General features: G+C 41.4%; 21 protein-coding genes and 1 tRNA gene. 1 reads left to right on the top strand and 21 read right to left on the bottom strand.

Translation table 11 applies throughout. The annotated features are described in order from the left end of the window. Positions 1-20: 20 nt before the first annotated feature. From nuoK to H0W64_03645, 19 genes are all read right to left on the bottom strand, one after another. The gene (nuoK, locus tag H0W64_03735; protein MBA3660814.1) at positions 21-326 is read right to left on the bottom strand and encodes an NADH-quinone oxidoreductase subunit NuoK; all 306 of its coding nucleotides are present in this window, start codon (positions 324-326) and stop codon (positions 21-23) included. A gap of 27 nt (positions 327-353) precedes the next feature. Then, entirely contained in the window at positions 354-998 is a 645-nt protein-coding gene (locus H0W64_03730; GenBank protein ID MBA3660813.1) for an NADH-quinone oxidoreductase subunit J, read from the bottom strand. 32 nt (positions 999-1030) lie between these two features. Then, positions 1031-1522 (bottom strand): NADH-quinone oxidoreductase subunit NuoI, encoded by a 492-nt coding sequence (gene nuoI / locus H0W64_03725; protein MBA3660812.1) that lies wholly within the window; start codon positions 1520-1522, stop codon positions 1031-1033. A 14-nt stretch (positions 1523-1536) separates the two neighbouring features. Next, positions 1537-2562 (bottom strand): NADH-quinone oxidoreductase subunit NuoH, encoded by a 1026-nt coding sequence (gene nuoH, locus H0W64_03720; protein MBA3660811.1) that lies wholly within the window; start codon positions 2560-2562, stop codon positions 1537-1539. 36 nt (positions 2563-2598) lie between these two features. Beyond that, a complete protein-coding gene (locus H0W64_03715; GenBank protein MBA3660810.1) occupies positions 2599-4926 on the bottom strand; it encodes an NADH-quinone oxidoreductase subunit G in 2328 nt (775 codons plus the stop codon). A 47-nt stretch (positions 4927-4973) separates the two neighbouring features. Beyond that, positions 4974-6245, bottom strand: coding sequence for an NADH-quinone oxidoreductase subunit NuoF (gene nuoF / locus H0W64_03710; protein MBA3660809.1), 1272 nt, complete (start codon positions 6243-6245; stop codon positions 4974-4976). After that, the gene (locus H0W64_03705) at positions 6238-6816 is read right to left on the bottom strand and encodes an NAD(P)H-dependent oxidoreductase subunit E (protein ID MBA3660808.1); all 579 of its coding nucleotides are present in this window, start codon (positions 6814-6816) and stop codon (positions 6238-6240) included. The genes nuoF and H0W64_03705 overlap by 8 nt, the downstream gene beginning before the upstream one ends. Continuing rightward, on the bottom strand, positions 6816-8087 hold the full coding sequence (locus H0W64_03700) for an NADH-quinone oxidoreductase subunit D (GenBank protein ID MBA3660807.1): 1272 nt from the start codon (positions 8085-8087) through the stop codon (positions 6816-6818). Before H0W64_03700 ends, H0W64_03705 begins: the two co-directional genes overlap by 1 nt. Next, on the bottom strand, positions 8071-8766 hold the full coding sequence (locus H0W64_03695; GenBank protein MBA3660806.1) for an NADH-quinone oxidoreductase subunit C: 696 nt from the start codon (positions 8764-8766) through the stop codon (positions 8071-8073). Before H0W64_03695 ends, H0W64_03700 begins: the two co-directional genes overlap by 17 nt. A gap of 8 nt (positions 8767-8774) precedes the next feature. Beyond that, the gene (locus H0W64_03690) at positions 8775-9248 is read right to left on the bottom strand and encodes an NADH-quinone oxidoreductase subunit B (protein ID MBA3660805.1); all 474 of its coding nucleotides are present in this window, start codon (positions 9246-9248) and stop codon (positions 8775-8777) included. Beyond that, positions 9239-9595 carry an NADH-quinone oxidoreductase subunit A gene (locus H0W64_03685; GenBank protein ID MBA3660804.1) on the bottom strand — a complete coding sequence of 119 codons (357 nt, stop codon included), beginning with the start codon at positions 9593-9595 and terminating at the stop codon, positions 9239-9241. Before H0W64_03685 ends, H0W64_03690 begins: the two co-directional genes overlap by 10 nt. Before the next feature lie 92 nt (positions 9596-9687). Beyond that, a tRNA-Leu gene (locus H0W64_03680) sits at positions 9688-9769 on the bottom strand. 4 nt (positions 9770-9773) lie between these two features. Then, entirely contained in the window at positions 9774-10106 is a 333-nt protein-coding gene (gene secG, locus H0W64_03675) for a preprotein translocase subunit SecG (GenBank protein MBA3660803.1), read from the bottom strand. Positions 10107-10141: 35 nt separating this feature from the next. Then, a complete protein-coding gene (locus H0W64_03670) occupies positions 10142-10921 on the bottom strand; it encodes a triose-phosphate isomerase (GenBank protein MBA3660802.1) in 780 nt (259 codons plus the stop codon). Positions 10922-11097: 176 nt separating this feature from the next. Beyond that, entirely contained in the window at positions 11098-12768 is a 1671-nt protein-coding gene (locus tag H0W64_03665) for a hypothetical protein (GenBank protein ID MBA3660801.1), read from the bottom strand. A gap of 80 nt (positions 12769-12848) precedes the next feature. Further along, positions 12849-13673: a hypothetical protein gene (locus H0W64_03660; GenBank protein MBA3660800.1), complete on the bottom strand. Its 825-nt coding sequence runs from the start codon at positions 13671-13673 to the stop codon at positions 12849-12851. A gap of 73 nt (positions 13674-13746) precedes the next feature. Continuing rightward, entirely contained in the window at positions 13747-13989 is a 243-nt protein-coding gene (locus H0W64_03655; protein MBA3660799.1) for a hypothetical protein, read from the bottom strand. Further along, complete coding sequence (gene feoB / locus H0W64_03650) at positions 13986-16337, bottom strand: Fe(2+) transporter permease subunit FeoB (protein ID MBA3660798.1); 2352 nt, start codon at positions 16335-16337, stop codon at positions 13986-13988. The genes H0W64_03655 and feoB overlap by 4 nt, the downstream gene beginning before the upstream one ends. Before the next feature lie 4 nt (positions 16338-16341). Next, a complete protein-coding gene (locus tag H0W64_03645) occupies positions 16342-16569 on the bottom strand; it encodes a ferrous iron transport protein A (GenBank protein ID MBA3660797.1) in 228 nt (75 codons plus the stop codon). 200 nt (positions 16570-16769) lie between these two features. Between H0W64_03645 and H0W64_03640 the strand changes: the two genes are divergently transcribed. Then, a complete protein-coding gene (locus tag H0W64_03640; GenBank protein MBA3660796.1) occupies positions 16770-18710 on the top strand; it encodes a hypothetical protein in 1941 nt (646 codons plus the stop codon). Here H0W64_03640 and H0W64_03635 read toward each other — a convergent pair whose 3' ends face one another. Continuing rightward, positions 18711-19316 (bottom strand): alpha/beta fold hydrolase, encoded by a 606-nt coding sequence (locus tag H0W64_03635; protein MBA3660795.1) that lies wholly within the window; start codon positions 19314-19316, stop codon positions 18711-18713. Positions 19317-19462: 146 nt separating this feature from the next. After that, a complete protein-coding gene (locus H0W64_03630) occupies positions 19463-20434 on the bottom strand; it encodes a threonylcarbamoyl-AMP synthase (protein MBA3660794.1) in 972 nt (323 codons plus the stop codon). Positions 20435-20495: the final 61 nt, after the last annotated feature.

Raw genomic sequence — 20495 nt, 5'->3', positions numbered from 1 at the left:
TAGAGTGTTATACACAATGTTTAACCTTTTAATGCATCTAATTCTTGCACGTCGATAGAACGGCGTTGACGAAACAGAACGACTAAAATACTTAAACCAATTGCAGCTTCTGCAGCAGCGACGGTCAGCACAAAAAACACAAATACTTGGCCTACGACATTGCCTTGAAAATAAGAAAATGCAACAAAGTTCGTGTTTACAGCTAATAAAATTAATTCAATCGACATCAACATTACGATCAAGTTTTTGCGATTAAGCAAAACACCGGCGATGCCTAAGCCAAATAATAAAGCTGCAACAATTAAAAATTCAGTTAATGATGGCATAACAACATTTTTACTCCAATTTGAAACTTAACCCTCTGGTAATGGGGGGATTTTTTTTTCAGTGTTCTCACCTGGCATCTTGATTATTCGCAATCGATTTTCCGGTCTCGCCAGTAATTGTTCAGAAACCTGTTGAACGCGACGGCGACGTGGACCCCGATACGTGAGGGTAATGGCTGCAATAATTGCAGTAAGTAATAAAACCCCGGCGATTTCAAAAGGATAGGCATAAATGGTGTAGAGTACTTCACCTAATGCTTTAATGTTGCTGTAATTAGCAGGGTAAGCTGCGGGTAAAGGCATTTGATTTGTGCCAAAATAGTTAGGACCAATTGCTAAAATGATAAGCCCTGTCATCACGACCGCAAGCATGGCGGCAACCGGTAAGTACCGCATCAACCCTACTCGCTTACTTTCAAAATCAATATTCAACATCATGACAACGAATAAAAATAGCGTCATCACTGCACCGACATAGACAAGAATAAGAATGAGTGCTAAAAATTCCGCATGTAACATCATCCAAATACCAGCCATGGCAAAAAAGGCAACGACGAGTGAAAGTACAGAATGCACAGGGTTTTTAGCAGAGATAACCACGACACCTGCGCCACAAGCTAAGGTTGCAAAGCAGTAAAATATAATATGTAAAGGTGTCAAAAACTCACTCATTCCTACTTATCCTAATCAGTTGGTACATTTGGCTAGCGATAATCTCTATCGGCAGCACGATCTTCTGCAATTTGACGTTCGAATTTTTCGCCCATTGCTAATAACTTATCTTTAGTCATAATATTTTCACCACGACCTTCAATATGGTAATCCGCCATATTGGTTAAAACGATTGAATCAACGGGGCAAGATTCTTCACACAAGCCACAATAAATACATTTAAATAAATCTATTTCATAAAGCGTGGTGCGTCGTTGCCCATCGGGACGCGGGGCTGCTTCAATCGTAATCGCAAGCGCAGGACAAACTGCCTCGCATAATTTGCAGGCAATACATCGTTCTTCACCATTTGGATAACGCCGCAGGGCATGCAATCCCCGAAACCGCGGGGAAGTGGGCGTTTTTTCTTCTGGATATTGAATAGTAATTTTTTTACGCCAAAAATATTTTCCTGTGACGCGCATACCGCTTAGCAAGTCCCATAACGCAAAACCTTTTACAAATTGAGTAATGTCTCGCCACATATTTTTTATCTCGTTTAAGCAAACCATGGATAGAGATGAAATTGTACTGCTAAAGCAACTACAACAACCCAGACTAAGGTAAGGGGAATAAAAACTTTCCAACCTAACCGCATAATTTGGTCATATCGATAGCGGGGAAATGTTGCTCTAAACCATAAGTAACAATATAAAAAGAAACTAATTTTAAGGAGCAACCAGATGACGCCCGGAATAAAGGCCGTCCAACTTTCTAAATAAGGAATCCCTTGGAAAGGAGATAACCATCCGCCTAAAAAAAGTAGAGAGATGAGCGTTGAAATCATTGTCATATTGACGTATTCGGCAAAGAAAAATAAGGCAAATGTCACGCCTGAATATTCAACATGAAAACCTGCGACTAATTCCGATTCACTTTCGGCCACATCAAAAGGCACGCGATTCGTTTCTGCAACACCTGAAATCCAATAGACAATAAATAAAGGAAAGAGCGGTAACCAGTACCAATGCCACATTCCACCTGATTGCGCATTCACTATGGCTTGAAAATTTAAGGAACCCGCGGCCATCATGACGCCAATCAGTGCAAAGCCCATCGAAATTTCATAGGAGATCGTTTGTGCGGCAGCACGCAAGGCACCAAACATGGCATATTTTGAATTCGACGCCCAGCCGGCGATCATAATACCGTACACCCCCGCAGACGATATAGCGAAAGTATAAAGAAGACCGGCGTTGACGTTAGCAAGCACCACCCCTTCATCAAAAGGGATAACAGCCCAACCTAAAAGCGACACCCCAAAACTTAAAATAGGTGCCAAGATAAAAAGAAAACGGTTTGAAGGGGTGGGAATAATAATTTCTTTGCTTAAGAGTTTAAGAGTATCTGCAAACGGTTGTAACAACCCACGTGGTCCAACGCGATTCGGCCCAATACGCACATGCATATAGCCAATGACTTTACGCTCAAAATAAGTGAGATAAAGAACTACAACAACGAGTGCGAGCACTATCGCAATAATTTTAATAAGGATCAGGGCAATTATATAAAAACTTGCTAACATCGACTAACCTCAATGGTGTTACATATAGGTAACAATTTAACTTTTAAAAACTTCAATTTCGCCAAACAAATTTCCCAATGCACTGGTCTCAGGAATGCCGCCATATACCAAGGCCGCGTTACGAGCAATGCGGTCATCAATAACGAGAGGTAACGTTACTGTTTCATTATCTTGACGGACCTGGACTTGATCATACATGTTGCATTCCAAGGCTTGCGCGGTTTCAGGATGAAGCCGAATGCAAGCGAGATCACCGAGCATGATTTGTTGCGCTTCTTGCAAAGGTTCGGCACGTCTTACAATCGAGTCAATTGCATATAAAGGTATTTCGCCAATGCGCATTAATGTTGCTTTATTCTTTGCTTGTCCTTGCATTTTAGTGGGCAATTTAGAAGGCAAGAAAGTGGCATGCTCAACGTGATTCAAAACTTCATGACGCACTTCTTCGACGCTTTCATATTGAAACTCATCAAGTTCAAGGAAATTCGCAAGCGCACGAAGAATTTTCCAAGCGGGGCGTGCCTCCCCTAGTGGTTTTGCGACACCTTTAAAGTTCTGCCAGACGCCTGTTACGTTAACATACGTACCACCTGTTTCTGTAAAGGGTGTCATGGGTAAAATAACCGAGGCATATTGCTGCAACCTTGGATTTTGATAAATAGATAAAGCAACAACACACTGGGCTTGCATTAACGCCTGATTCGCAAGCGTTGAATTAGCACAATCTAGGGAAGGCTCGACATTCATCAAGATATAACAAGGCAACGCTTTTTCAAGCATTTGATAGGCAGATAGCCCTGGTTGATCTAGTTTTTGTTTCGGCGTGCGATGCGGAATGGCGCCCGCCAACCAACCGCCGGCACTGTTTGAACCGGTTGTCATGGTGCCTAACGTCGCACCGGTTAATTCAGCAAGTTGTTGGGCATGAGCACGGATGGTTGCAGCTTCAGGGTGATGTAGCGAAAGAGCCCCTAATAAGATGCATATTTTCTTTTTTGATTTTAAATTTTGCGCAATGGACTTTTCGTTCGCCTGGGTTGCACCAGACTGTAAGTCATTAATCAGTTGCACCAAAACATCAATAGTGTCTTGCGGCGCAACAATTTGCTTACCGGTGAGGGCAAAGTTAAAAGCATAATCAACGGGGTTAATGGCAAAAATACTCGCACCTTTTAGAGAAGCTTTGCGAACCCGAAGACCCACAATCGGTTGCTCTTTTTGAATGTTAGAACCAATGAGTAAAATTGCATCACAAGATTCAAGTTCATCGAACGAAAGGGTTAAGCCAGGAAAACGGGCCAAGGAAATCTGATCGGCGGTATCTATTTCTCGCAAACGATGATCAATGTTGTTGCTTCCCAAAGCGCGGGTCAATTTTTGTAATAAGTAAAATTCTTCTACGGTAGAGCTGGGGGATGCAAGTGCACCAATCGATTCGGATTGCAAAGCCATTTGCCGAATACTTTTTGCCGCAAGATACAGTGCTTGTTCCCAATCTACTGCTTGCCAAATGCCATTAATTTTCGCCATGGGTTCTTGTAAACGGTCAGCATGATACAAACCGGTATAACTAAAGCGATCCCGATCGGCAGCCCAGATTTCATTGATTTGCATGTTATCCCGTGAAACGACACGCATAACCGAACCATACCGGGTATGAATATTAATATTTGATCCGGTGCAATCATGTGGACTGATACCTGGCGCTTGATCCAACTCCCAAGGACGTGCAGTGTAGCGAAATGGTTTAGAGGTCAGTGCACCCACGGGGCAAAGATCAATAATGTTGCCGGATACTTCGGAGTGGATGGCGTGTTTGATGTAGGTACTGATTTCACTAAATTCACCGCGCCCAATAACACCAAGTTCTCTTAATCCCGCAATTTCATCGCCGAAACGAACGCAACGAGTGCAATATATGCAGCGTGTCATTTCTGTCTCAACTAGTGGGCCAATATTTTGATCGGCAACAGCACGTTTTTTTTCATCATAGTGAGACCAGGATGCACCATAGCCCATCGATAAATCTTGTAACTCACACTCTCCCCCTTGATCGCAAATGGGACAATCAAGCGGGTGGTTAATCAATAGAAATTCCATTACAGCGCGTTGGGCAGCAATAGTTTTAGCAGATTTGGTAAATACTTTCATACCTGGCATGACAGGCGTTGCACAAGCTGGTAGTGCTTTGGGTGCTTTTTCGATTTCTACTAAGCACATTCGGCAATTGGCTGGAATTGATAGCAAATGATGGTAGCAAAAACGTGGAATATAAATTCCTGCCGCATCAGCCACTTGAATCACAGTTTGATTCGGCTCTGCAGTCAGCTTTTTTCCATCTATTTCAATTTCAATCTCGGCCATAATTAACCTATTGTTTGTTTATAGGCTTCGTGCTTAGCAGCAAACACTCAGCACGTTCCCGGCAAACACTTTTTATGTTCAACATGGTATAAGAATTCATCATAAAAATGCTTCAAGCAGCCCCCCACAGGCCAGGCTGCTGCTTCACCAAAAGCACAAATTGTTCGACCTTCAATATTTTTAGCTGAGCGACGTAGGGTTTCGATATCTTCTTTTGTACCGCGTCCGTTCTCGATGTCGCGCGTAAGTCTATATAACCACCCTGTGCCTTCACGACAGGGTGTACATTGTCCACATGATTCATCCATGTAAAATCTTGAAATACGTTCAAGTAGTTTGACGATACAAACTGTTTCATCCAAGACAATGACTGCACCCGATCCTAACCCCGATCCTGCTTTTTGTATTGAATCAAAATCCATCGTTAAATCCATCATGACATCTGCAGGTAAAATCGGCATCGATGAGCCACCTGGAATGACCGCTTTAAGTTTGTGATCATTCGTCACCCCACCTGCTAAAGCCAATAAATCGCGGAAAGGTGTTCCTAATGGAATTTCAAAGTTGCCTGGATTATTAACATTACCCGTGACGGAAAATATTTTAACGCCGCCGTTATTAGGCTTGCCCAAGTTGAGAAACCATTCAGCCCCTTTTTCCATAATGACGGGGATCGAAGTAAAAGTTTCAGTGTTGTTGATGGTTGTCGGTTTGCCATATAAACCGCGCATGGCAGGAAAAGGCGGTTTATTACGGGGTAATCCGCGCTTACCTTCGAGTGATTCCATCAATGCGGTTTCTTCACCGCATATATAAGCACCGGCACCTAAATGCGAATACAATTCAAAATTAAATCCGGAAGATAAAATGTTTTCACCTAAAAAACCGGCTTCTTTTGCTTCACGAAGCGCTTCTTCAAAACGTTCGTAGGGCTCGTAATATTCACCCCGAATATAATTGTAAGCAACGCTGACGCCCATGGCATACGCTGCAATAGCCATACCTTCGATGAGTTGGTGAGGATTAAACCGTAAGATATCTCGATCTTTGCAAGTGCCGGGCTCACCTTCATCAGAGTTGCATAATAAGTATTTTTGACCTGGCATATCCCGTTTAATGAAACTCCACTTTAATCCGGTAGAGAATCCCGCTCCGCCCCGACCGCGTAATGCTGAAGCTTTGATCGCTTCAATAATTTTTTCGGGTGGCGTTTGTTCGCGAAGCACTTTTTTCCATTGCTCATATCCGCCTGCAGAAAGATAAGTTGCGAGCGTCCAAGGTTTATCAAGCTTTAGGGTGCGGAAACAAACTTCATTCATGATGTGGTTCCGTGCTTAAATCAGCCACAATACGATCAATTTTTTCAGGCGTGACATTTTCATAATATTTTTTATCAATCATACAAACAGGAGGCGCAATACAGGCACCCAAACATTCAACTTCTTTTAATGTAAAACGACGGTCTCCCGTTGTTTCATTGAGATTAATATGTAAAGTTTCTTTTAAACGTTCTAAAACTTTTTCTGCGCCATTTAAGGTGCAAGAAATATTGGTGCAAACGTGAATGACATGTCGACCGACAGGATTTAATTCGTACATTGTGTAAAACGCTGCAACTTCATAAACAGAAATTTTAGTAATCCCTAAATAAGCAGCAACTGCATCCATCAAGGCAACATTGAGTGACCCATTATTTTCTTCTTGAACTAATCGCAAAGCTTCAAACACCCCAGACTGTCGTTTATCAGCGGGGTAGCGTTTGAGCCATTGATCGAGGCGATGACGTATATTTTCTGAAAGCTCGATAGGTTGTGCTGCATCAGGCATATTCATTGGAATACGCTCATGATCTAATCGCTCGAATGCTATTGGTTTATTTTCATCGTTCATTATCGATCTATCTCACCAAAAACAATATCTAAACTAGACAAGACCGAAACCACATCTGAAATCATGTGACCCTGTATCAACTCATTTAATCCTGCTAAGTGAGGAAAACCAGCAGGTCGAACTTTTAAACGATAAGGTTTATTTGCACCATCAGAAGCGATATAAATACCAAATTCACCTTTAGGATGTTCAATTGCAGTGTAGACTTCACCCTCAGGAACGCTATAACCTTCTGTCATATTTTTAAAATGATGAATCATCGCTTCCATACTAATTTTCATTTCGCTGCGAGGCGGAATTGCAACTTTATAGTCATCAATCATAACGGGACCGGGATTAGCGTTCAGCCAAGCAACACACTGTTGGATAATTCGATTAGATTGCCGCATTTCGTTGATGCGCACTAGGTAACGATCATAACAATCACCGACTGTGCCAATGGGAATATCAAAATCTAGCCGATCGTATACTTCATAAGGTTGTTTTTTTCGCAAATCCCAAGCAACCCCAGAACCTCGTAACATCGGTCCAGTAAAACCCAAAGCAATTGCACGATCGGCTGGAATAATACCGATATTGACGGTCCGTTGTTTCCAAATACGATTATTAGTAAGTAATTCCTCATATTCATCCACGCACTTTGGAAATCGTTGCGTAAAGTCATTGATAAAATCGAGCAGCGTCCCTTGACGATTTTTATTGAGTTCAGCGACTTCTTTTTTGCTTTGCCATTTTGAAGGACGATATTGTGGCATTTTGTCTGGTAAATCGCGGTAAACGCCACCTGGTCGGTAGTAGGTTGCGTGCATACGCGCCCCAGATGCTGCTTCGTAGCAATCCAGTAAATCTTCACGCTCGCGAAAACAATACAAGAAAACTGCCATAGCGCCGTTATCAATCCCATGTCCTGCTAACCACAATAAATGATTCAGAATTCGGGTTATTTCATCAAACATCACCCGGATATATTGAGCACGAATAGGTGGCGTAATACCTAACAACTTTTCAATAGCAAGAACATAACCATGCTCATTACACATCATCGAGACGTAATCTAATCGATCCATATAACCAATGGTGTGATTGAAAGGTTTGCTTTCTGCCAACTTTTCAGTAGCACGATGCAACAAACCTACATGAGGATCAACTCGAACGATTGTTTCACCATCTACTTCTAAAATAAGTCGCAACACACCATGCGCAGCAGGATGTTGAGGGCCAAAATTAAAGACGTAATTTTTAATTTCTGGCGCATTATTTTCTTTCATCATGGATACCTTCCTCGCCTACAATGTAGCGATGATCATGACGAATGACTTTGGGCTCAAGTATTCGGGGCTCGATGCTAACGGGTTCGTAAACAACGCGATTAAGCGCTGCATCAAAACGCGCTTCGACTTTACCAATGAGCGGAAAATCTTTTCGGAAAGGATGACCCACAAAACCGTAATCAGTTAAAATTCGTCGTAAATCCGGATGACCTTTGTAAGCAATGCCAAATAAATCAAATGATTCTCTTTCAAACCAATTTGCAGAAGGCCAAATATCAACAACTGAATCAACCATCAGATCAGCATCATCAGGAATATTGACGCGTAAACGAATGCGGTGATTATGAGTTAAAGATAATAAGTGGTAAATTGAAGCAAAACGTGTAGGCTTTGCGGGCTCCACACGCAACCACTTTTCGGTTACACCGCGGGAAAATCCAGTTAAGGTTGTTGACTTCGTTTGCCAATCATCTAAACCATATTCTAAATAATCAATGCCACAAACATCCACTAACATTTTAAAATCAAATTCAGCTTGATCCCGTAATATTAAGCAAAGATCAATCAGATGAGATGGGAAAACATCGATAGTTAATTCTTCAAATTCAATTTTACTTCCCTCAATCCAATGCGAAAATTGCGCATTGATGAGAGTTGCTAAATCCGTGACAGACGCCATGGCAAAACCTACCGTTCGATTCGTTTACGGCGAATTTTATTTTGCAACTGAATCATCCCGTAAACGAGTGCTTCCGCTGTTGGAGGGCAGCCCGGAACATAAATATCTACGGGAACAATTCGATCACAACCGCGGACGACAGAATAAGAATAGTGGTAATACCCACCACCATTCGCACAAGAACCCATGGAGACAACATAACGCGGTTCAGCCATTTGTTCATAAACTTTACGAAAAGCAGGCGCCATTTTATTACAGAGCGTTCCCGCAACGATAATGACGTCAGATTGACGCGGGCTTGGTCGAAAAATAATACCGAAGCGATCCATATCGTAACGTGAGGCTGCAGCATGCATCATTTCCACTGCACAACACGCAAGCCCGAATGACATGGGCCAAAGCGATCCTGCACGCGCCCAGTCAAGAACACTTTCAATGGTCGTGACATAAAACCCCGGTTTAATAATATCGCTTATTCCCATTCCAAGGCTCCTTTACGCCATTCATAAATAAAACCGATGGTTAACAGCCCTAAAAAAATACCCATCACGGCCATACCAAACCATCCTAATTCGCGAAAAACGACTGCCCAAGGAACGAGAAAGGCCGTTTCTAAATCAAAAATGATAAATAAAATAGCGACTAAGTAATAGCGAACATCAAAGGGTGCACGAGCATCGTTAAAAGGTTCAAAACCGCATTCATAAGCAGAAAGCTTTTGAGGATTAGGACGTTTAGGTCCCAATAAATAGCCAAGCAATGGTGCAATCAGCCCAACCGCTACGCCGACCACCATAAAGAGCAATACTGGTAAATAATTTTGCAGCACCGCCTCGCCCCTTTTCTACACGTCATCATTTTACGCGGGTTGCCAAGATATACCACAACCTTTTCATTGACGTTTAATTATAATGTAACTATTGCCGAGGGCCGGACTCGAACCGGCACAGCTTTCGCCACTACCACCTCAAGGTAGCGTGTCTACCAATTCCACCACATCGGCTTTTTTATTTTCTTGTTGGTACTTCTGGTGTGCGCTTTGCAGGTACTTCAGTGCTTGGTACTGACTTACCACCGAAGGGAAGCGTCATCACTTTTTCTTGTTTATAAGCCCGTACTGCCATGTTATTTAAAACAAGGCTTGTTGCAAAAAAAATAATCAAAAAACCGCCGGTAATTTTAAATAAAAAAGAGCCAGAACCACGGCTACCAAAAACAGTTTGCGAGGCACCACTTCCAAAAGCAGCTCCCAGTGTGGCACCTTTGCCTTGTTGCACAAGGACGAGTGCAATCAAACAAACAGCTGCGAACACATGAACCAGTAAAATCAATTGATACATTAGTACCCTAAGACCTTTATTTCAGTAAAAAAACGTTAAGCACTGCGCTTATTTTCAAATCCGCTTTCAATTGCGGCTTGGCATATGGCTAAAAATTGCTCTGCATTCAGAGAAGCGCCACCTATTAATCCACCATCAATATTAGGCATGCTGAGTAAAGCATGGGCATTCTCCGGCTTCATACTGCCGCCGTACAGTATACGAATTGTTTCCGCCATAGCAACATTATTTTGCGCAATTAACTGTCGTATAAAGTGATGCACTGCATCGGCCTCGGTCGGGGTCGCAGTTAAACCTGTGCCAATCGCCCAAACAGGTTCATAGGCAATCACTGCATTTTTAAAACCTGCAATGCCTACGAGATCAATAACCGATTGGATTTGATTCGTAATGATACTTTCTGTTTGATTCTTTTCACGCTCTTCCTGCGTTTCTCCGACACAAAGTATAGGAGTCAAGTTAGCAGTTAATGCAGCATTAAATTTTGCTGCAATTAAATCCAAATCTTCCTGGAAAATCGTGCGTCGTTCGGAATGGCCCACTAAAACATAGCGACAACCTAAATCGGAAAGCATGGGACCTGCAACTTCACCCGTAAATGCGCCTTGCGGATTAATATAAAGATTTTGCGCACCTAGATGGATGTCACTGGCGGTACATGCCTGCTGAACAAGATCAAGGTGAACGAAGGCTGGACAAACGACAACATCAATTGAATGATGGTGATACCCCTTCAGAATGGCTTGAATCAAAGCACTGGCCTGTTGCTTTGTGCCATGCATTTTCCAATTACCAGCAATTAAGGGTTTGCGCACATCAGCCTCTGTTGATTCAATAAATGAATAGGGCAGTGATTTTATATGAATCAAAACATGCGGCGCAAGGTAAATGATTGGTTTTTATTAGAAGAAGCAATTTCATTACTTATTAGCTAATAATAATTTGCGAACTTGAAAGCCTAACGATAATTTGAATCATTCTAAAACGCGTATCAAGATGGTCGATGGCTTGGTTTTTCTTCTTGAGCAAGTTCGGGCTCAGGTTTAAGCTTATCAAGCTTCTCGAGTTTCTCTCCAATTTGGGTTAGGGTCAGATTAGTAGAATCTGATTTATCCTCTCCTTCCTCTTTGTGGTCTTGCCATTGTTTCATTTCATGGTGGTTTTCTTTCAATAAGGATTTCAGCATTCCATTATTAGGAGATTCTACGAAATGACCTTCTTTCTCGAATGCCTTTCTTTCTGCCTGCCAAACTTTACTTAATATAAGTACTTCCCTTCCTTCTACTTTTAATTGCTTTAATAAAGCCTTACGATTTTCTTGGGTTTGTTCAAAAGTTGGGTCAGACAACAGCTGTTTAGGATTTTTTAAACGACTCTCCAAAATACCTTTCGTTCTATTAATTTCCTTACTGCGCTCTATTAATGAATCGATCTCAGTCTTTGCAACTTTAACCTTATCCTCAATCGTTTCTGTGTCTTTATAAACTCGCGCAAGATACTGCTTGGTTTGCTCTTCTCTATCAATTTTAAGGAGACTATCCAATTCTTTTTTTGCTGATTTCATGGCTGAGACTTTACGATTCAATTCAAATCGTTCTGCTTGGAAAGGATGTTCCTGTAATCGTCGAGCGAAGTCTCCTTGTTTAGCTTTCACATCATTACGATTTAATCGCGCATTAGCCTTATTTTGCAAGTCACCTAAAATTTGCGCGTATTTCATACGGCGTGCTTTAGCATCTTCCGGAGAAAGTTTTTTTTCTTCTCCCTTTAAATCTTTATTGAAAATAAAACTTCTTTCTTTATCCTGCGTTTGAAGAAAACTATTAATATTACTACCAAAGCGAACAGCAAGACCCCGTTCTTCAGCAAGCTTTAAAATAATTGCTAAACGTTCTTCACTAAATTGATTTGATTTTTTCCAATCGATTTCAATCGTGCGAACACCTTTTGAGACTGCTAAGAAGTCAATCACGGCTCTATAACATTCCTCGAAATCACCTTTACTGGGCGGAGGAACGGGTCTTGCCATGCCTTGTTTTAATTCAATGGCAAACTTTGGAAATTTATCACATCGATATAATCCATCAGCTAAAATTTCTGTTAATAACGATCTTGTTTCAAGCCCAGCCGGTTTTTCATCTTGCTTACCTTCTTCATTGGTTGGATACCACGTTGGAATGCCAAAGTGATATCGATAAGCATTAGCGTTGGCTAATCTTTCTTGCGTTTGTAATCGTACAGTGGCTTCTTTTTCTTCTGCTAATTTTTTTTCAGCCGCTACTTGTTCTTGTGCTTTTTTTTCTTTTGCTAAATCATCTACCGATTGTTTTTTTTCGGGGGCTTCTTTATTTTCAGCGACTTCGGCATCTGCCTTCTCTTTGATAGGTTTTTGTGGAATTTGAAGCGTGTTTTGCTTATTCGCTGCCTCTACTTCACTTTCTGAGCCCAACTCATCACTACTTTCCGAGCTTTCATCATCGGTATCAGTGTCATACTGATCCTCTCGGTTTAATTGCTCATTCGCTGCCTCTACTTCACTTTCTGAGCCCAACTCATCACTACTTTCCGAGCTTTCATCATCGGTATCAGTGTCATACTGATCCTCTCGGTTTAATTGCTCATTTGATTGTTTATCATCTGAACCTGGATTTTTGGGAAGCATAGTTTTCTCTTATTCTCTAAAGGTATTTTCTAATTATAAGCGAGCCCACCTTAAGGTTTCATAAACTCAATGAAATCAACTTACTCCATTTCTTTTCTTGGCCCTAAGTTAATCGCTTGCTCAGTGTATAATCCGACTAATAACGGGGTGGGCTTGTAATTAACTATTTCAGCTTTGCGGCCATATTGATCTGATAAATGCTGGAGCTCAACCCAAATCGCCTTGGTGAACCGGTCAACGCCTGCCATCTCAATCGCCCAGCCTCGCTTGTAAACTTCACGTGCCATGGCTCGCGCCGTTAGCATACCATCGAGTGACGTTCGCTCATGGGAATATAAATCTTTGGGTGTTGCCACAAGACAACTACCACGGTCATATACATCATAATGGGGACTTGCGTCTTTTAGCATTAGGGGATGTTTATCGCCTGGACTTTCCAGATTAAAGGCATCCCAAATCATAATTAAACCGAAACGCTCAAGTAAATAATAAATTTCTTGCGGTGTGATAGCACGTTCAATTAATCCGCCTAAATCTGGAATCGGTAAATTTTGGTCTAGCGCTTCCCACACTTGTGACTTTAAATCATCAAAATATTTTTCATCGGTAGAAGGGGCTGATTTGATCGTCAAAATTAATGCGGTTTGAATGTGCCCCGCTTCATTTTCTATGGTGAGGATAACTTCATGTCTACCCTCCGTTCCTTTAGCAGGAATACCGGTGAGAATGCCATCTTCAGTACAAATCATGCCTCTTGGCAAAGGTTGACCATTTTTTAATTCTGCACTAAATCGACACCGTGAATTTTCAGCTTGAATATAATTTTTTAAATCAAACGGACCGTAGGCCGCCAATTCATTGACGAGTTGCGGAGGAATAGCTTGAATCACAACTGGGGCCGACATGAATAATCCCTTTGCTTAATTATAAACGTGATTATAGCAATTATTTCTAACGGCGCGTATTGCTTCAAGGGATTTAGCTAAAAGAAGGCATACTGGGTTCCACCCACTCATACATTTCAGTGTCGGCAACGGGGCACTTCGAACACTTACTACCACAAGCGGGCGTTTTTTGGCACACGCGAATCTTTCCTTTCGCAATAAAATGCCGCAGTAAACACCGTATGGTTTCAGGTTTTGCATTAAAAAGGGTACACAAGCTTGCAAGGGTTGCAATACGTACGTGCAACATATGATTTTTAATAGCAAGTAAACTCATGCTGACTCTCCTATCCGTAAGGCATGCGTAGGCTTTTGTTGGTCCGTGTAATAAGCGATTGAGCGAATAGAAATCATGGTCGTCAGTAAAACCGCACTGATACCGAGGATCCAAAGGGAAGATGAAAGGGGATGTTGCAAAATTGTCGCTGCTTGATAAAAAAGGACAGCAGCACCATAAGCCACACCGCTCATCCAGAGTACTGAAAAGATAGCCCAACCCCGATTTAATTCTCTTAACATTGCTGCGGTTGTAGAGACGCAAGGGAAATATAACAATACAAATAATAAATAAGAAAATGCACCAACTTTTCCATCAAATTTTTGATACATCAAGCCATAAACACCTTGGCTGACTTCATCGATAGGCGCTTTAGCTAATACAGGGTTTTGCCATGCATCTTTTAATGCAGCAAAATTAGTGAAGATAGAATGCCAGGCATCTTGCAAACCTCCCACTAGGCTAAAACTTTCTGCGGATTGTATTGTGCTCAATTGGCCCATCTGCGTATAAAGCGTATTGAGCGTACCGACCACAACTTCTTTCGCCAAAATACCAGTGAGTAGACCAACCGTGGCCGGCCAATTATCCATACGAATTCCCATGGGCATGAAAAGTGGCGTCAATATTTTACCGAAGAAAGAAAGGATTGAATGGGTATCACCCTCTGCTGAAACAATGATGCCTTCCAATGTGATGGAATTGAGAACACCGATAACAATGCAAATAGGAACAATAAGTTTGCCCGCTCGCACCACGAAGCCTTTTAAACGTTGCCAGGTATGGAGTAATAATGTTTTGAATTGAGGACGGTGATAAAGCGGTAATTCCATAATCAAAGGCGCAGGATCACCTTTCAAAAATGTTTGACGTAATAAAAACCCAGTAAAAACCGCCATTGCAATGCCGATGAGATAAAGCGCGAAAACAATATTGTGTCCACCGCGTGGAAAAAAGGCGGCAGTGAATACGGCAAAGATAGCAAGCCTTGCACCGCAAGACATAAACGGACTCATCATAATCGTTAAAATACGATCACGTTTATTTTCTAGCGAGCGTGCAGCCATGACACCTGGAACATTACAACCAAAACCTACAATCATTGGAACGAATGCTTTACCCGGTAAGCCGAGTGCTCGCATGAATCGATCGACAACAAACGCTGCGCGCGCCATGTAGCCTGAGTCTTCCAAAAAGGCGAGAAATAAAAACAAAGCACCAATGACTGGAATGAATGTAATGGTTGTATTAATGCCTTTGCCGACACCATTGGCTAAAAGGACGGTGAGCCAAGTCGGGGTATTAATTTGATTGAGGTAATAAGCAAAACCATCCACAAATAGTGTTTGACTACTAATGTCAAAAAAATCTTGAAACGCGCCGCCAATGTTAATCGAGAAAAAAAATAAAGCGTACATCATTAATAAAAAAATGGGTAAGCCCAAAAAACGATTTAAAACAATGTTATCAATCCATGCCGTCCACTTATCCCCTTTGGTTCTATGCTCAACAACACAGTGCGTTAATGTAGTTTGAATAAATTGGTAACGTGTCTCAGCGCAAAGGATATCAATGTCTTCTTGTAATGCTTCCTGAATTTGCGTCGATAGCACCGCAACATTCGTTAAAACGTGGGCATCCACACTACGTTTGGCAAAACCATTATCTTCTAATAAACATAGCGCAAGCCATTCGTTACGAATGTGTGGATTAAGCGCGGCTACAGAAGTTTGATTTAATTGATCAGTCAGGGTGGTGATAGCATTTTGTAAACGTGTTGGATAAGAAAGCGTTAAATTCTGAGGAACAAGATGGTCAGCGGTAAGGATTTGTTTAAGGGCATGGATCCCTGTTTGTTTATTAGCTTGTAATGCAATGACGGGACATTTTAGTTGGGTTCCCAACTTTTGCGCATCAACTTCAATACCATTTGCCTTGGCAACATCAATCATATTGACCGCAACGATAACCGGCGCACCCATTTCTAATAACTGAGTCGTGAGATAAAGATGACGTTCTAAATTGGCGGCATCAACAATATTGATAATTAAATCAAATTCCATTTGTAAGATAAATTGGCAAGCGATACTTTCATCAATGGCATTATCTTGGGCGCATAAATTGAGGGCATAAATACCAGGCAGATCTATTACTTCAATGGTTTTCTCTTGATGAAGAAAGGAACCACTTTTGCGCTCAACCGTCACCCCCGGCCAATTCCCAACTTTTTGTTTAGCACCGGTTAAGGCATTAAATAACGTGGTCTTTCCACAATTGGGGTTACCTACCAAGGCAACTCGAATGGGAGCCGGCACCAGCAGCTGCTTTTCCAAGCGATTTAAACCCATTCCGCTACAAAGCCTCAATATTCACAATTCCCGCCTCGTCTTTCCGCAAGGTCAGCATAAAACCTCGGACTTTGACTTCAATAGGATCTCCTAAGGGTGCAATACGAGTTAGAGTGATTTCGGTACCAGGGATTAAACCCATTGCAATCAGCCGCTTACGATAACAGCTGCAACCCTTAGCGAGGCTGGTGATGATTGCCTTACTGCCCACTTTAAGTTGTTTTAATTGCATGCTAGGTCCTTGTTTTAAAGCGGGTTAGTATTCCTCTTATGATAAACGAAGTCAATACAATTGAGAATCATTCTCATTTATAGGTAGGTTATTTTAAGCCTATACTATGAGAAGTGGTCAAAATTAAGTTTAATTTAATGAACCTAGCCCATAATTGAAGTATACAAAGTAGTAAGAAGTAAATAATGAGGAGCAGCTTTATGGCAAGATCGAGACCCAAAAAAAGAGTCATTAATAAGAAAAATAAGAAAAAATCAGAAAATCTCCCCCAAGTAGATTTTTCCATAAACCTTGATAAACCGGAGTTTCTGGGGAAAGTTGGCAATTATTTGAATCGAGCAATGGGGGAAATCGATGAAACCAACATTAAGATATCTGAAGAAATAGATAGGTTGAGGGCAGGTTTAAGTCTGGATCCAAAAGATGCGAGAGGGGATGAAGCCTTATTAAATACTATGTTAAATGATCCCTCAAGTAGCCTCATGAAAGATATCATAAGTAACTTACAAGAATTAAAAAAGAACAAAGTGGAACTTGAGTTAATTCGTAAGGACATGGAGGATTTGAATAGCCAAATCAATGCTGATGGAATTAAAACTCCTGAAACCATATCTACTGAAGCAAGTCGTTTACGAACGGCTTTTATGAGTGTCGTCTCGAAGGTTGACACAATTGTGACACACAACGATGGGAAAACTATACGGAAGAAAATTAATAATTATTCTAAACAAAAAGCTGAATCGGAAGAGAACAGAGGATCTGATAGAAATAATGAAAATGGGCAAAGGGGTTATGAGTCTGACAGAGAAAAATCTGAGCAAGAAGAAATTTTAAACGAAGAAAATGAATTATTAAATCAGACGAAAGTAGGCCGTTTTGCTAGAATGATGAAAGTATTTAGATCAAAACCAGGTTTACCCGAACATCCCCTGAATAAAAGTTATGAACAAAATATTGAGGTATTAAAAACAGCGCTTGTTTTCATTGAAAAATACAAAACAATGGCAAGCCGAGATACGGATACAATGGTTGCAAAAACGAAAGAAGCGAAAGATATATGCATTAAAATCATGAATAACTTATATGCTTATCAAACTTTGCTAACACATTCCCTAAATGACCCAAACCTAAATATTAATCAAGACATCACACAAAAAAGATTAAACGAAGTAAACGATGAAATGAAAAATGCACGACTAAGATTTAATTTCATCCATGATAGTAAAATTGCTACTTATACTTATAGCGTCATCATTAACGCTAATAACAACCTAGACCGATCCATTGAAGACTTTTTTAATAAACCTCGAGGAGATATAGATAACCAACCAACTCCATTTGCAGAAAATGTTGAGAAAGCTAAAAACGAGTATTTAAGTGAAAATGGTCTCTCAGCTTCGATTGGACAGGATGTTCCCGTCCACAAGGGATCGATTAAAACTTCCGATTCATTTGATGGGATTCGTAATGCTAGAGTAAATATTTTTATCGCCGATATTCCTGCGAAGGGTCAAATACCTGCTCAAACAGCACAATTCGCAACAGTTCAACGTATTCAAAATGGTTCTTTTGTATCTCGCTTTCGTTATACCCCAGGAGAGATTCAGGCTCTAAGTGCTGATCAACGTTTTATATTAGCCGTCAAAGAAGCCGAAAACTTCATCGCTGCGATGCCTGACCCAGGAGAGCCTATCAAAATTTCAGGAAAAAATTTACCCAAAGATTTTGTTATGCATATGGTTAATCATATTTCATGTACGCGTCAATATGAAAATATCGCAACAACTCATTACGCTTCTGAGAGAGATCAAAACAACCATCGCCGAAAATTACAAAAACATTTGAATGATATTTACCCAAATAAAGATACCGAACGATTGGCCATGTCACCTAAAATTTTTGAGGAAATGCGTGCTAAAACAAAAACTACCAAAGAGGACTTGAGAGGTAATGCAATTAAGATTCCCTCTCACCGCTGGGAGGCAGAGGAGAGTCGTGAAACAAACCCCGTCCACCGGACTGTAAATAGGCATTCTACTTTCTCACCGCAAACGCAAACGATAGATTTGCCGTCTGACAGTGAAAACGAGAACGATAGTCATTTACACGATAAAAGGTTAACCAAATTCAAAAAATCCTAATTAGCCCGCACCCAATACTTCTTCTAACCCAGTCCGCAAATCCACAAGCTGGCCATGAAAAAAATGGCTGGCTTCTGGGAAAGTGAGGATAAGAGGGGGCGGTTTTCGTTTTTTTGCCCACTTCAAAACTTTTTCAGGCGGTACCACTTCATCTTTCATCCCTTGCACTACAATCCATGGATAGGTTATGGGTGGAATACTTTTGAAAGAAAAATGATTAACGGGCGGTGCGACTACAACAAGTTTTTCAACAGGAATTCGACTAGCAGCTTTCATCGCAATGTAGGCACCAAAAGAAAAACCGGCAAGCCAAATACGATGGCTGGGCTTTTCATGCAACACCCAATCGATGACTGCAAATAAATCATCAAGCTCTCCATTGCCTTGGTCATAACTTCCCGTACTTTTTCCAACGCCCCGAAAGTTAAATCGAACCGTATTGACACCTAAATGTTGAAACGTTTTAGCAAGTGTTGTCACCACTTTATTTTGCAGAGTGCCGCCGTGAAGCGGATGAGGATGACAAACAATGCCCCAGGCTTGCCTGGGAACCTCTTGAGTCTTTGACACCACCACCTCAAGTTCGCCCGCAGGACCGTGAATCATTTGCGGCGTATCAATGATTGTCTTGGTTGATATCATGGGTTCAATTAATCTCTTAACTAAAACGGAATCTTATAAGCTACCTATTCCGACTGCGGCTGTCATCTGTAGATTGCAGTCTTTAAACATATTTAATACGAATAAAAAATTTAGCGTGGCGCAGAGGATTTAATTAAGCGGTCATGGATGGCTTGCCAAACTTCCCCCTGGGGGGGGGTTTGAATAAAAATATGGCTGTAACCTTGTTGATCGAGTTGTCGTAATGTTCGATAGAGAGCGCGAGCATAGTTTTCTGGGTGCCTCGGCATATATTGCCAAGTGATCGTGGCATTAGACTTATATTCCAGAGGGTCGAGCAAAAGAAAACACACAGGGGAATGAGACTGTATGGCGCGATCAACAAGTACTTTCACTTCTGAAGGGTCGATAAGTGTTGTGTGTGTATTGGGCGCATAATGAATTTTATGCATACCGGGAACCAAGACTTTGCCGCTTGTTCCATAATCAATTTCACAATTTAAACAGGCTTTAATATCAGAAGGGGTAATATGTCCAGGCCGTAAGATTTTGTAAGGGAACTGTGATAAGTCTATTATGGTAGATTCCAAGCCGACCTGACATGCATCGCCTTCTAAAATAAGATCGATATCTTTTCCCAACTCATCCCAAACTGCCGCTGAAGTAGTAGGACTAACCTTCGTAAATTTATTAGCTGAAGGTCCTGCCACCCCTCTGCCAAATGACTTAAGTAAGGATAAGGCAATAGGATGATTTGGCATCCGTAAACCTACGGTGGGTTGGCCGCCGGTTAATAAAACAGAGACGGAAGCCTTTTTTTTAAGTAAGACTGTGAGCGGACCGGGCCAAAAGCGATCCATGAGCTGCCATGCAGCGGGTGGAATTTCTTCAGCCCAGGTCTCAACTTCTTCTTTCCTGCCAATATGGACAATCAAAGGGTGCTGCATTGGTCTTTCTTTAACCAAAAATATGCGCTGAATGGCCGACTCACAACGAGCATCCGCGCCTAAACCGTAAACTGTTTCTGTTGGAAAGGCGACAAGCCCCCCTTTTCCAAGGATATTGGCCGCATCGGGGATTGAGGAAGTCGTTTTAGATATCATTGTAGTGTGCAACTTTGAGCAATTTGGTTAATATATCATTTTATTCTTATTATGAATCCCA

Source organism: Gammaproteobacteria bacterium, from assembly GCA_013816845.1.
GTDB lineage: Bacteria > Pseudomonadota > Gammaproteobacteria > DSM-16500 > DSM-16500 > Aquicella.
The sequence above is the reverse complement of the archived record's forward strand: the minus strand, read 5'-3'. Positions and strand labels throughout refer to the sequence as shown.

What these genes read in the sequence shown, in the direction of transcription:
- nuoK (MBA3660814.1), bottom strand. Translation starts at nt 326, where the DNA reads ATGCCATCATTAACTGAATTTTTAATTGTTGCAGCTTTATTATTTGGC.
- H0W64_03730 (MBA3660813.1), bottom strand. Translation starts at nt 998, where the DNA reads ATGAGTGAGTTTTTGACACCTTTACATATTATATTTTACTGCTTTGCA.
- nuoI (MBA3660812.1), bottom strand. Translation starts at nt 1,522, where the DNA reads ATGTGGCGAGACATTACTCAATTTGTAAAAGGTTTTGCGTTATGGGAC.
- nuoH (MBA3660811.1), bottom strand. Translation starts at nt 2,562, where the DNA reads ATGTTAGCAAGTTTTTATATAATTGCCCTGATCCTTATTAAAATTATT.
- H0W64_03715 (MBA3660810.1), bottom strand. Translation starts at nt 4,926, where the DNA reads ATGGCCGAGATTGAAATTGAAATAGATGGAAAAAAGCTGACTGCAGAG.
- nuoF (MBA3660809.1), bottom strand. Translation starts at nt 6,245, where the DNA reads ATGAATGAAGTTTGTTTCCGCACCCTAAAGCTTGATAAACCTTGGACG.
- H0W64_03705 (MBA3660808.1), bottom strand. Translation starts at nt 6,816, where the DNA reads ATGAACGATGAAAATAAACCAATAGCATTCGAGCGATTAGATCATGAG.
- H0W64_03700 (MBA3660807.1), bottom strand. Translation starts at nt 8,087, where the DNA reads ATGATGAAAGAAAATAATGCGCCAGAAATTAAAAATTACGTCTTTAAT.
- H0W64_03695 (MBA3660806.1), bottom strand. Translation starts at nt 8,766, where the DNA reads ATGGCGTCTGTCACGGATTTAGCAACTCTCATCAATGCGCAATTTTCG.
- H0W64_03690 (MBA3660805.1), bottom strand. Translation starts at nt 9,248, where the DNA reads ATGGGAATAAGCGATATTATTAAACCGGGGTTTTATGTCACGACCATT.
- secG (MBA3660803.1), bottom strand. Translation starts at nt 10,106, where the DNA reads ATGTATCAATTGATTTTACTGGTTCATGTGTTCGCAGCTGTTTGTTTG.
- H0W64_03665 (MBA3660801.1), bottom strand. Translation starts at nt 12,768, where the DNA reads ATGCTTCCCAAAAATCCAGGTTCAGATGATAAACAATCAAATGAGCAA.
- H0W64_03660 (MBA3660800.1), bottom strand. Translation starts at nt 13,673, where the DNA reads ATGTCGGCCCCAGTTGTGATTCAAGCTATTCCTCCGCAACTCGTCAAT.
- H0W64_03655 (MBA3660799.1), bottom strand. Translation starts at nt 13,989, where the DNA reads ATGAGTTTACTTGCTATTAAAAATCATATGTTGCACGTACGTATTGCA.
- feoB (MBA3660798.1), bottom strand. Translation starts at nt 16,337, where the DNA reads ATGGGTTTAAATCGCTTGGAAAAGCAGCTGCTGGTGCCGGCTCCCATT.
- H0W64_03645 (MBA3660797.1), bottom strand. Translation starts at nt 16,569, where the DNA reads ATGCAATTAAAACAACTTAAAGTGGGCAGTAAGGCAATCATCACCAGC.
- H0W64_03640 (MBA3660796.1), top strand. Translation starts at nt 16,770, where the DNA reads ATGGCAAGATCGAGACCCAAAAAAAGAGTCATTAATAAGAAAAATAAG.
- H0W64_03635 (MBA3660795.1), bottom strand. Translation starts at nt 19,316, where the DNA reads ATGATTCACGGTCCTGCGGGCGAACTTGAGGTGGTGGTGTCAAAGACT.
- H0W64_03630 (MBA3660794.1), bottom strand. Translation starts at nt 20,434, where the DNA reads ATGATATCTAAAACGACTTCCTCAATCCCCGATGCGGCCAATATCCTT.